At 39.9% G+C, this 11,341-nt stretch carries 11 protein-coding genes; 8 read left to right on the forward strand and 3 right to left on the reverse strand.

What is annotated here, in order from left to right; translation table 11 throughout:
- Positions 1 to 229: 229 nt before the first annotated feature.
- The 3 genes from EV694_RS00240 to EV694_RS00250 are packed head-to-tail and all read left to right on the forward strand — an operon-like array spanning position 230 to position 3,761.
- On the forward strand, positions 230 to 1,207 hold the full coding sequence (locus EV694_RS00240; RefSeq protein WP_243645939.1) for a glycerophosphodiester phosphodiesterase family protein: 978 nt from the start codon (positions 230 to 232) through the stop codon (positions 1,205 to 1,207).
- Between the two features lie 29 nt (positions 1,208 to 1,236).
- On the forward strand, positions 1,237 to 2,655 hold the full coding sequence (gene uhpT / locus EV694_RS00245) for a hexose-6-phosphate:phosphate antiporter (protein ID WP_132687602.1): 1,419 nt from the start codon (positions 1,237 to 1,239) through the stop codon (positions 2,653 to 2,655).
- 59 nt (positions 2,656 to 2,714) lie between these two features.
- Positions 2,715 to 3,761: a UDP-glucose--hexose-1-phosphate uridylyltransferase gene (locus EV694_RS00250; RefSeq protein WP_132687605.1), complete on the forward strand. Its 1,047-nt coding sequence runs from the start codon at positions 2,715 to 2,717 to the stop codon at positions 3,759 to 3,761.
- Positions 3,762 to 3,863: 102 nt separating this feature from the next.
- Here EV694_RS00250 and EV694_RS00255 read toward each other — a convergent pair whose 3' ends face one another.
- The 3 genes from EV694_RS00255 to cmoA all read right to left on the reverse strand — a co-directional run bounded on the left by EV694_RS00255 (position 3,864) and on the right by cmoA (position 6,953).
- A complete protein-coding gene (locus EV694_RS00255) occupies positions 3,864 to 4,907 on the reverse strand; it encodes an ABC transporter substrate-binding protein (protein ID WP_132687608.1) in 1,044 nt (347 codons plus the stop codon).
- A 332-nt stretch (positions 4,908 to 5,239) separates the two neighbouring features.
- Positions 5,240 to 6,205 (reverse strand): tRNA 5-methoxyuridine(34)/uridine 5-oxyacetic acid(34) synthase CmoB, encoded by a 966-nt coding sequence (gene cmoB, locus EV694_RS00260; RefSeq protein WP_132687611.1) that lies wholly within the window; start codon positions 6,203 to 6,205, stop codon positions 5,240 to 5,242.
- A gap of 22 nt (positions 6,206 to 6,227) precedes the next feature.
- Positions 6,228 to 6,953 (reverse strand): carboxy-S-adenosyl-L-methionine synthase CmoA, encoded by a 726-nt coding sequence (cmoA, locus tag EV694_RS00265; RefSeq protein ID WP_132687613.1) that lies wholly within the window; start codon positions 6,951 to 6,953, stop codon positions 6,228 to 6,230.
- 136 nt (positions 6,954 to 7,089) lie between these two features.
- On the opposite strand from cmoA, the gene aspS reads away from it, so the two are divergent.
- The 5 genes from aspS to ruvC all read left to right on the forward strand — a co-directional run bounded on the left by aspS (position 7,090) and on the right by ruvC (position 11,214).
- Positions 7,090 to 8,859, forward strand: coding sequence for an aspartate--tRNA ligase (gene aspS, locus EV694_RS00270; protein ID WP_132687616.1), 1,770 nt, complete (start codon positions 7,090 to 7,092; stop codon positions 8,857 to 8,859).
- 62 nt (positions 8,860 to 8,921) lie between these two features.
- Complete coding sequence (gene nudB, locus EV694_RS00275) at positions 8,922 to 9,368, forward strand: dihydroneopterin triphosphate diphosphatase (protein ID WP_132687618.1); 447 nt, start codon at positions 8,922 to 8,924, stop codon at positions 9,366 to 9,368.
- Between the two features lie 44 nt (positions 9,369 to 9,412).
- Entirely contained in the window at positions 9,413 to 10,153 is a 741-nt protein-coding gene (locus EV694_RS00280) for a YebC/PmpR family DNA-binding transcriptional regulator (RefSeq protein ID WP_132687620.1), read from the forward strand.
- 30 nt (positions 10,154 to 10,183) lie between these two features.
- A complete protein-coding gene (locus tag EV694_RS00285; RefSeq protein WP_132687622.1) occupies positions 10,184 to 10,621 on the forward strand; it encodes a hypothetical protein in 438 nt (145 codons plus the stop codon).
- Positions 10,622 to 10,641: 20 nt separating this feature from the next.
- Positions 10,642 to 11,214: a crossover junction endodeoxyribonuclease RuvC gene (ruvC, locus tag EV694_RS00290; RefSeq protein ID WP_132687625.1), complete on the forward strand. Its 573-nt coding sequence runs from the start codon at positions 10,642 to 10,644 to the stop codon at positions 11,212 to 11,214.
- The last annotated feature ends 127 nt before the right edge of the window (positions 11,215 to 11,341 follow it).

Below are 11,341 nucleotides of genomic sequence, written 5' to 3' on the forward strand. Positions count from 1 at the left end.
ATGATTTTTATAAAAGGGCTAAATGCCCTTTTTTTAGATCTGTATCACAAAAATAACTTTTCTCTAATTGACCTTATTGACATTCAAGAGGGAAATTCGAATAATCAATTTTACCTTTCTAATCAAAAATCTCAGGTGTCATTTTTATGAAATTGATAAAAATGTTGATTACAAGTTGCTTATTGATGTTCTCTTCAAATAGCATGGCTGACAATGCAACAATGCAACAATGCAACAATGCAACAATGCAACAATGCAACAATGCAACAATGCAAATAACTCAAAATCATCTTTAACACAACTCAAAAACACTCAAAATATTGTTAAAACTTTTACCCATTATCCCTTTTCAATGATGACTGTCGCCCACCGTGCGCAAGCGGGAGTAGAAAGTCGGATTTTTCCTGAAAACTCGCTGGCAGCGATGGAATTAGCGATTAATCGCGGTGTGGCGATTATTGAAATCGATCCCCGTTTAACCGCTGATGGGCATTATGTATTGGTGCATGATGAAACCTTAGATCGAACAACAAATGTGCAGGCTGTTTTCCCTGAATTGCGCGAAAAATCAGGTGCGTTTGCAGGTAAAGTGTTGGTTTCTAAATTAACCTTAGAACAAATTAAACAGCTTCAATTAACCGATGGGTTTGATGGGCAGATTCATCGTGTTCCCACATTAAGAGAAGCCTTAGCGCTTGCTAAAGATCGTGTGTTTCTCGATTTGGATTTAAAGGAAATTGATATTGATAAACTCGCAACGCTAGTTGAGGAGTTTGGCAAGGAGAACTTGCTGGCGTATAACAGCAATGCCGAGAAATTAAAGGAAGTTACGGATAAAACAGGAATTATACCTTTACCCATTAATACGCCGATTGCAAAAGGCGGCAATCCCATTGCCGATTTTCATCAGTTCCAAAAAATGTGGGGCGAGGATTTTAAAATTATGCATACATTTATGTCTGATATGACACCTGAATTGGCTGCTTTGGCGGATAAACATAAGGTTCGTTTATGGATCAATACATTAAATGATGCAGATGGTGCAGCGGAACGTTTTGACTATTCCCTTTGGAACAGCTATCTCAATTCTGGGGCAAATGTCTTTCAATCTGATTTGGCAATAGAATTAACCCGTTTTATACATTTTCGTCATTTTTGTTTAGGACTTCAAACTGTAAAAAGTTGTGAGGTTTTTGTTAATCCATAATCATTTAGTCATTTATTCAGGAGTTTATTATGGCTGGTTTCTTTGATATTAAAAAAATTCCACCGCTAGGTCTTTCTACAGCCGAGCAGCGCCGTTTATGGTTTAGGCAATTTCTGAAAGCCTTTATGGTCGTCTTTTTGGCTTATATGTGTATGTATTTAATCCGAAATAATTTTAAAGCAGCACAACCTTTCTTGAAAGAAGACTATGGTATTTCAACGCTTGAGCTAGGTTATATCGGTTTGGCTTTTTCTGTGGTTTACGGTATTGGTAAAACCGCATTAGGGTACTTTATTGATGGTAAAAATACCAAACGGATCATTTCTTTTCTTTTGATTTTATCCTCTATTGTCGTTATGGCAATGGGGATTATTTTGAGTTTCTTTGGCTCTGTCGTGGGCGTATTTATTGTCCTATGGGGGCTAAATGGGGTGTTTCAATCCGCCGGTGGTCCCGCGTCTTATAGTACGATTTATCGTTGGGTACCAAGAACTAAGCGTGCAACGGCAATGGGGTTATGGAACAGCTCGCACAATGTTGGTGGTGCCATTGCAGGGGCTTTGGCGTTATGGGGCGCAAATACGTTTTTTGGCGGTAATATTGCAGGTATGTTTATTTTTCCTGCCATCATTGCCTTAATCATCGGTATTATTGGGCTTTATTGGGGTAAAGATGATCCTGAGGAATTGGGGTGGAATCGCAGTGAGGAAATTTTTGAAGAACCAATAGAAGAAGAAAATGCTAAAGCGGAAACCATGACAAAATGGGAAATATTCCGCACGTATTTATTAGCGAATCCTTGGGTTTGGGTGCTTTGCTGTGCGAACGTTTTTGGTTACATCCTGCGGATTGGTATTGATAATTGGGCACCGCTTTATGTTCGTGAAACCTTGAATTTTAGTAACTATGATGCGGTAAATACCATTCTCTGGTTTGAGGCTGGCGCATTTATTGGCAGTTTATTCTGGGGAGCGATTGCGGATTTCTTTAAAGGACGAACCGCAGCGGTAGGCACTGTTTGCTTGGCGATTGTCTTCTTTGTCATTGATTTTTATCGTGATGGCACGAGCGTGATGGCGGTCAACATTGCCTTATTTAGCTTGGGGGCGATGATTTTCGGTACCTTAACTCTTATTCCAATTTCTATTATTAACCTTGCACCGAAAAAAGGCGTTAGTGTTGCCAATGGTATGGCAGGTACATTTGGTTATCTCTTTGGGGATTCAACCGCCAAAGTGGGATTGGCATTGATTGCCGATCCAAAGCGTGAAGGTTTAACCGTTTTTGGTTATCATTTACATGGTTGGGCCGATGTCTTTATTGTCTTTAATGTGGCTTGTATTATCGCGGTAATTTTACTCTTTTTAGTTGCCATTGTTGAAGAACATAAAATTCGTACGATTCAGAAAGCGAAAAGACTCGGTTTAAAAGTGACTTCTGATGAATAATCACTTTTTCATCGCTTGTTAAGGCAAGCGATGATATTTTGGATATTTTATAAGGATTTATGATGAAATTTGATATTCACAACCACCCACATCGACGCTATAACCCTTTAAAAGACGAATGGATTTTAGTTTCTCCCCATCGCGCTAAACGCCCTTGGAGTGGACAGGTGGATAAATTCCCCACAACAGAACTTCCACATTATGATGAAAATTGCTTTCTTTGCCCAGGCAACGAACGTGTCTCAGGGCAGCGTAATCCAGATTACTCTGGTACCTTTGTCTTTGCTAATGACTTTGCGGCGCTAATGACAGATACACCCAATGCCCCCTCATCAGACAATCCCCTGTTTAAAATGATGGGCGTACAAGGATTGGCGCGCGTTATTTGTTTTTCACCTGATCACAGTAAAACTTTGCCAGAATTACCCATTGAGCAAATTCGTCAGGTTATTGATACCTGGAATAGCCAACTTGAAGAGCTAGGACAACAGTATCTTTGGGTTCAAGTTTTTGAAAATAAAGGCGAAATGATGGGGTGTTCCCAACCTCACCCCCATGGACAAATTTGGGCAAATTCCTTTTTACCCAATGAAATTGCGAGTAAAGAAAAAAATTTGCGTGCTTATTGGGAAAAATACGGATCTAACTTGTTAGTAGATTATGTGAATGGGGAACGTCAATCAGGAGAACGCACCATTGTTGATACTGAACATTGGCTAGCGGTTGTGCCTTATTGGGCGGCTTGGCCCTATGAAACGATGCTTCTTCCTAAGCGTCATATCAAAAGAATGAATGAATTGTCGGAGGCGGAAAAAAATGATTTAGCTAATGCCATTAAGCAACTCACCACACGTTATGACAATTTATTTGAATGCCCTTTTCCTTATTCTATGGGTTGGCATTTTGCCCCCTTCTTTAAAAATGGCGAAACGATTGAGCATTGGCAACTGCACGCTTGTTTTTATCCCCCTTTATTGCGTTCAGCAACAGTGCGTAAGTTTATGGTAGGATATGAAATGTTAGCAGAAGCACAACGTGATTTAACCCCTGAACAAGCGGCGCAACGTTTAAGAGAAGTGAGTTTAGAGCATTATAAATCTCGTTAAAACATTTTCTTTGGTATCATAGCGAGTTGGCACGCATTTGACGTGCCAACTTATTTTAAAAACGACTCTATTTCAATGAAAGCCACGAAAGATAAAACAGCGTTAATCAGCTTGCTTTACCTCTTTTAACCATTTTCTCACAATACGTTTTCCTTCTTCACTCGAACCAAATTTATGAAAGTCAAAATCAATGAGTTTTAATTGGCTTGGATCGATAGAATTTGGTGGGACTTGTGCATTCATATTCGCTGGAATTTGATAAGCACCCGCTTCACGCCAAGGCAGTTCTTGAGCTTCCACACTCAATACCCAATCCACGAGTAATTTAGCGTTATCAAGATTTCTTGCCCCTTTGATAATACTTAATCCCCCTAAGGCATAACCGTCGCCCTCACAAGGCAATACGCTGACAATAGGCGCACCTTTATCTTTTTCTATTTGGTAATCATGCAAATAACCGATTGCAATAGCAGTTTCGCCTCGAGAAAGACTATTGGTCACCATACTGCTTTTACCATAATAGGGAATACTGGTATTTAATTGTTTAAGGTAATCAAAGGCACGATCTTCGCCCCAAAGTTGCATTAAGGTGGCAATAAAATTATAACTGGTGCCAGAAACTTGAGGATCGGCTAATAAAATCTCACCTTTTAAGCGAGGATCAAGTAAATCTCGCCAACATTTTGGATATTGATTTTGTTCAAAGCCAAGTTTAGCCATTTTTTCTGTATTTATGCCAATGGCTAAGATCAGCATATAAATAACAGAAGTATAATCGCCATATTGTGCCATTAAGTTATTAAATTGTGGCATGATTTGTGTTTGTAAAGGAGAGCGATAAGCCTCAAGTAAACCAAGATCAGCTGCTTGCAAATGAGGTTCAATGGTGCCACCAAGCCAAACATCAGCCTGAGGATTATTTTGTTCAGCTTTAATTCGGCTTAAAATTGCCCCTGTACCATTTCTAATAAATTTTGTTTCAACGTCATATTTATCCGAGAAAGTCTTTAATACTTTTTCGCAAGCCTCTTGTTGCAAGGTGCAATAGACAGTTAATTTTCCTTTCGCTATGGCGTGATTGTTGATGAATAAAAGGCTTGAGGCTAAGGTTAAAGCAGTGGCTAGCGGTTTGATGGTGTTTTTCATTGGTTGATTCCTGTAGGTTAGGTTAATTTTAGATATATGGTTATAACAATTTTTATTATGAACTTAGTAAAGAGAATGTTCTAAAATTGTTGTGATTAGAGTATAAGCAAAATAAATGAGAAGTAAAATGATTATTGATGGAATAGTTCTTGGATTATTGTGGTAGCCTTCTAAAGTGCAGTTATTTTTAATTTTTTCCAAAAATTTGAATCTTGTTTTCTCTTAAAAAATTACGTCAAGTCGGAGAAATAACAGCCAAAAAAATCTTAAAACCAACCGCACTTTAAACAAGTGCGGTCAGTTTTTCAATAATTTTTCTGCCAAGATCCTTCCTATTTATTCGCCAGAATGACCGCTCTTTTTGGGGCGGGGTAGCCTTCTATGGTTTTGCTATGATCCTGTGGATCGAGGAAGTCAATAAGGCTTTCATTTTCTAGCCATTCTGTTTTGCGTTGTTCGGCAAGAGAGGTTGTCGCTACATCAACACAACGAATATTGCGGAAACCGCATTTCGTCAGCCATTGGATTAAAGCCGGCACGGAAGGGATAAAATAGACATTTTTCATTTTGGCATAACGATCCATCGGCACTAATACATCATTTTGTCCGCCGTCAATGACTAGGGTTTCCAATATTAATTCGCCATTTTTGACCAGTTGATTTCTTAATTGGCTCAGGTGATCAAGTGGGGATTTACGATGATAAAGTACTCCCATAGAAAACACGCTATCAAAGGCGGCGAGCGGCTGCATTTGTTCAATACCAAGCGGAATAAGGTTGGCTCGTCGATCATTGTTAAGCAATTTACGCACGGCTTCAAATTGACAAAGAAAAAGCTCGGTGGGATCTATGCCTACCACCATACTTGCTCCCTCGCCGATCATTCGCCACATATGGTAACCGCTACCACAGCCTACATCTAAAATAAGCCGATCCTGTAATGGGGTAAGGTGTGGTAATACCCGTTGCCATTTGAAATCTGAACGCCATTCACAATCAATATGGATACCATAAAGATGATAAGGGCCTTTACGCCAAGGCATAAGCTGTTTGAGATGGTGGATAATACGTTGTTGCTCTCCTTGATTGAGGGCAAGTTGACGTTCTGCCTTGACTGAATTTTTTAGATCGATGTTATCCGCAGTGATTGTGGGTAAATGTTCAATAATTTTGCACCATTTGGCGTAATCGCCATGGGTTTGTTGTTGCCATTGTTTGAGTTGTGCTGGCAGGGTTTCCAACCAAGCCGAGAGTGGCGAGGTAGCGATTTGTTGGTAAAAAGGACGAAAATCAATCATAGTGAGTTATGTTATTAAAGGGTTATTTTATAGCAATCATAGATCCAAAGTTAAAACATTGGAACCAGCTTTCTATATGGCTAAAACCAATTTGGGCGAGGCGTTGTTTATGTAATTCAATGGGATCTGGACGCATAACGTTTTCTAACGCACTGCGTTTTTGGCTGACTTCTAATTCGCTGTAACCATTGGCACGTTTAAATTGATGATGAAGATCGATCAGTAGCTCATTAATTTTTTGATCTTGAAATTGGAATTTTTCCGATAAGACCAAAACTCCCCCTTGATTTAAGCCTTGATAGATTTTTTCTAATAGGGCAAGGCGATCCTGTGGTGGTAAAAATTGCAGGGTAAAATTTAAGATTACCATAGAGGCATTTTCAATGGGGACATCACGAATATCTGCACAAAGAATTTGCACAGGGATATTGCTATGATAGGCGGAAATTTGTTGGCGGCAACGTTCTACCATAGGAGCGGAATTATCTACCCCAATAATTTTGGCTTGTTCATGGCGAATATGCCGTCTAACCGCCAACGTTGCCGCCCCTCTGGAACACCCAAGATCATAGACTTGACTTTGTGGAGTAACGAAACTGGCTGCCAACATACCAATGGCGGTAATAATATTGCTATAACCAGGGACGGAACGTTGAATCATATCGGGGAAAACTTCGGCAACGGATTCGTCAAAGGTAAAATCGCCGAGGCGTTCAATCGGTGCCGCAAATAAGGTATCTTTGTTCATAAAACAGCTGAATTTAATCTAAAAAGTGCGGTCATTTTAGAAGATGTTTTTTAATTACACAAATAAATTTAATCTGTTTGAAATATCCGTTATAATCGCCCAATTATTTTTTGTGAAAACGTGAAAGGATTGGAATATGATGCGAACAGAATATTGTGGGGCGTTAAAACGTGCCGATATTGGCAAACAGGTTACCTTGAGTGGTTGGGTTCATCGTCGCCGTGATTTAGGGGGCTTAATTTTTATTGATATGCGTGATGTGAAAGGCATTGTGCAAGTTTGTTTTGATCCTAAATATCAACAAGCGTTAACCGCTGCCGCAGGATTACGCAATGAATATTGTATTCAAATCCAAGGGGAAGTGATTGCGCGTCCTGATAATCAAATTAATCCTAATATGGCGACAGGGGAAGTGGAAGTGTTAGCTCACCAGTTGCATATTTATAATGCTGCGGACGTGTTGCCATTAGATTTTAATCAGAATAATAGTGAAGAACAGCGTTTAAAATACCGTTATTTAGATTTACGCCGTCCTGAAATGGCGGAGCGGTTAAAGACCCGAGCAAAAATTACCAGCTTTGTCCGCCGTTTTATGGACGATAATGGTTTCTTAGATATGGAAACCCCAATGCTGACTAAAGCGACACCAGAAGGAGCAAGGGATTATCTTGTGCCAAGTCGGGTGCATAAAGGCAAGTTTTATGCTTTACCTCAATCGCCACAGCTATTTAAGCAATTATTAATGATGTCAGGGTTTGATCGTTATTATCAAATTGTGAAATGTTTTCGTGATGAAGATTTGCGTGCGGATCGTCAACCTGAATTTACCCAAATTGATGTGGAAACCTCTTTTTTAAGTGCGGAACAAGTGCGAGAAATGATGGAAAAAATGATCCACGATCTTTGGTTGGCGATTTTAAATGTGGATTTGGGTAAGTTCCCTGTGATGACGTGGCAAGAGGCGATGCAACGCTATGGCTCGGATAAGCCTGATTTAAGAAATCCGTTAGAAATTATTGATGTGGCAGACTTGGTTAAACAGGTGGAATTTAAGGTATTTAATGCCCCAGCTAATGATCCTAATGGGCGTGTGGCGGTTATTCGTGTGCCAAATGGGGCGAGCATTACCCGTAAACAAATTGATGAATATACTCAATTTGTGGGGATTTATGGTGCGAAAGGCTTGGCGTGGTTAAAAGTCAATGAGCGTGCGGCTGGTTTAGCTGGTATCCAAAGCCCAGTGGCGAAATTTTTAAGCGAAGATATTATTTCACAAATTTTAGACCGCACTTCCGCACAAGATGGCGATATTTTATTCTTCGGGGCAGATAAATGGCAGATTGCTACTGACGCATTGGGGGCATTACGTTTGAAATTAGGGCGTGATCTTGGTTTAACTCAGCTTGATCAATGGTGTCCATTATGGGTAATTGATTTCCCAATGTTTGAGCGTGATGAAGAGGGCAATTTAGCTGCTATGCACCACCCATTTACCTCGCCAAAAGATTTTACCCCAGATCAATTAGAGGCAGATCCGACTCAAGCCGTTGCCAATGCTTATGATATGGTGATTAATGGTTATGAAGTAGGCGGTGGCTCGGTGCGGATTTTTGATCCGATTATGCAACAAACTGTTTTCCGCATTTTGGGGATTGATGAACAGGAACAACGTGAAAAATTTGGCTTCTTACTTGATGCGTTAAAATTTGGTACGCCACCACATGCGGGCTTGGCTTTTGGTCTTGATCGTTTAACGATGTTGTTGACGGGAACAGATAATATTCGTGATGTGATCGCTTTCCCGAAAACCACTGCTGCCGCTTGTTTGATGACAGAGGCACCAAGTGTAGCCAATCCACAAGCCTTAGCGGAACTTGCTATTCAAGTTAAGATAGAAAAAGAATAAGTCAATGAATTAGGATAAGTGCAATGCTAAGAAAGTTCTTAGCTTGCACGCTTTTATAAGCAATGAGTGAGAATTTTAAAAATCCTAAATCGGTGCTGGTGGTCGTTTATGCCGTTTCTACGGGCAAGGTATTGATGTTGCAACGTAAAGATGACCCCGATTTTTGGCAATCGGTATCAGGTAGCATTGAAACAGGTGAAACCGCTTGGCAGGCGGCACAACGTGAGGTTTGGGAAGAAATTGGCTTAACCGCAGAGGGGTTAATAGATTGCCAGCAAAGTGTGGAATTTGAAATTTTTCCCCAATTTCGGTATAAATACGCACCTTATATTACCCATTGTTTAGAACATTGGTTTTTATTACCGCTGGCACAAGAAAGTGCGGTGAAATTGACAGAACATTTGTCTTACCAATGGTTGACGCCACAGGTGGCGGCGACATTAACCAAGTCTTGGAATAATGGTAAGGCGATTGAACAACTGCTCTCGTTAAACAATCAGGCTGTTTAGTGAGAAGAATTTAAATTATTTGATATATAAAGAGGAATGTTATTATGGCAGGTCATAGTAAGTGGGCGAATATTAAACATCGTAAAGCCGCACAAGATGCACAACGTGGCAAAATTTTTACTAAATTAATTCGTGAATTGGTAACCGCGGCAAAATTAGGTGGTGGCGATGTTTCAGCTAATCCACGTTTGCGTACCGCTGTGGATAAGGCTTTATCCAGTAATATGACAAGAGATACCATTAATCGAGCTATTGAGCGTGGTGTAGGTGGTGGCGATGACACCAATATGGAAACGCGTGTTTATGAAGGCTATGGACCGGGCGGTACAGCGGTGATGGTGGAATGTTTAAGTGATAATGCCAACCGTACTATTTCACAAGTTCGTCCAAGTTTTACCAAATGTGGTGGTAACTTAGGTACTGAGGGGTCAGTAGGCTATTTATTTAGCAAAAAGGGCTTAATTTTAATTACCAACGCTGATGAAGATAGTTTAACCGAAGCTGCGATTGAAGCTGGAGCTGACGATATTCAACCCCAAGAAGATGGTAGCTTTGAAATTTACACCGCTTGGGAAGATTTGGGCGATGTGCGTGATGCCATTCAAGCCGCAGGCTTTAAAATTGAGTCGGCAGATGTTACAATGATTCCTTCTACTACGGTAGAGTTGGATGCAGAAACGGCACCAAAACTCCTTCGTTTAATTGATATGCTAGAAGATTGTGATGATGTACAAAATGTTTATCACAATGGCGAAATTAGCGAAGAAGTTGCCGCCTTGCTATAAAATAATCATTCATAATAACAAGGAGTAATGATGAAATTAACAAAATTTGTACCTGTATTATTAGCTTCAGCAGTATTAGCCGCTTGTGCTCAAGATCCTGTGAAAGTGATTGAAAAAGCAGATGAGCAAGGTGTAAATAAAGTGGTTGCTTATAACTGTGGTGCAGATAATAATACCTCTATGGTGGTAACTTATTCTTTCGTGGGCGAAAATGCGAAAACGGCGAAAGTATTATTAAATAATCAACCGATCCAAGATACCTTTGTGCGTAATCCAAAAAATGATGATTTCGCACAATTCGTAACAGTTGCAGGAGATTATACCTTAAATATTGATAATGGTTTATCCGCAAGCAATTATGCGACTATCCCTGCAATTATGTTATTTAATAATACCGCTAAAGCAGACAATATTTTAGCGAAAAATTGTCAAATTGATGTGAGTGTTACTGCACAATTAAATCAATAATTAATGAAAATGGAATAAGTATGAGCATTATTCTAGGCATTGATCCCGGTTCAAGAATAACGGGTTATGGCGTGATCCGACAACAGAAAAACCAGCTCTTTTATCTCGGTAGTGGTGTTATTCGCACTCAAGCAGAGGATTTACCCACCAGATTAAAACGCATTTATGCGGGCGTTAGTGAAATTATTATGCAATTTCAGCCCGATTGTTTTGCCATTGAACAGGTTTTTATGGCGAAAAATGCGGATTCCGCTTTAAAACTTGGGCAAGCTCGTGGTACGGCTATTGTGGCTGCGGTTAATCATCAACTGCCTGTCTTTGAATATGCTGCTCGTTTAGTCAAACAAACTGTGGTGGGGATAGGTTCTGCGGATAAAGTGCAAGTACAACATATGGTCAGCAAGATTTTAAACCTAACAAGCCAGCCACAGGCCGATGCCGCTGATGCTTTGGCTATCGCCATCACTCATGCCAATACCATTCAACACTCATTGTCTATTTCTCAGGCTTTAACCAGCACCAGAACACAGGATAATATCAACACCTTATTAAAAACCCGATATAGCCGAGGTCGGTTTAGGTTGAAATCTTAAGATTTTTGCTTAAATTTATGATTTTTCATTGACAACCACCTAAATTTTAGGTATTTCTAAACACATTCGATTTTTGATGAAAAAATAATGTAAAAATGAACCGCACTTTTATTCGTACCACCACCAT

This window comes from Volucribacter psittacicida (assembly GCF_004339025.1).
Taxonomy (GTDB): domain Bacteria; phylum Pseudomonadota; class Gammaproteobacteria; order Enterobacterales; family Pasteurellaceae; genus Volucribacter; species Volucribacter psittacicida.

What these genes read in the sequence shown, in the direction of transcription:
- EV694_RS00240 (WP_243645939.1), top strand. Translation starts at nt 230, where the DNA reads ATGCAACAATGCAACAATGCAACAATGCAACAATGCAACAATGCAAAT.
- uhpT (WP_132687602.1), top strand. Translation starts at nt 1,237, where the DNA reads ATGGCTGGTTTCTTTGATATTAAAAAAATTCCACCGCTAGGTCTTTCT.
- EV694_RS00250 (WP_132687605.1), top strand. Translation starts at nt 2,715, where the DNA reads ATGATGAAATTTGATATTCACAACCACCCACATCGACGCTATAACCCT.
- EV694_RS00255 (WP_132687608.1), bottom strand. Translation starts at nt 4,907, where the DNA reads ATGAAAAACACCATCAAACCGCTAGCCACTGCTTTAACCTTAGCCTCA.
- cmoB (WP_132687611.1), bottom strand. Translation starts at nt 6,205, where the DNA reads ATGATTGATTTTCGTCCTTTTTACCAACAAATCGCTACCTCGCCACTC.
- cmoA (WP_132687613.1), bottom strand. Translation starts at nt 6,953, where the DNA reads ATGAACAAAGATACCTTATTTGCGGCACCGATTGAACGCCTCGGCGAT.
- aspS (WP_132687616.1), top strand. Translation starts at nt 7,090, where the DNA reads ATGATGCGAACAGAATATTGTGGGGCGTTAAAACGTGCCGATATTGGC.
- nudB (WP_132687618.1), top strand. Translation starts at nt 8,922, where the DNA reads ATGAGTGAGAATTTTAAAAATCCTAAATCGGTGCTGGTGGTCGTTTAT.
- EV694_RS00280 (WP_132687620.1), top strand. Translation starts at nt 9,413, where the DNA reads ATGGCAGGTCATAGTAAGTGGGCGAATATTAAACATCGTAAAGCCGCA.
- EV694_RS00285 (WP_132687622.1), top strand. Translation starts at nt 10,184, where the DNA reads ATGAAATTAACAAAATTTGTACCTGTATTATTAGCTTCAGCAGTATTA.
- ruvC (WP_132687625.1), top strand. Translation starts at nt 10,642, where the DNA reads ATGAGCATTATTCTAGGCATTGATCCCGGTTCAAGAATAACGGGTTAT.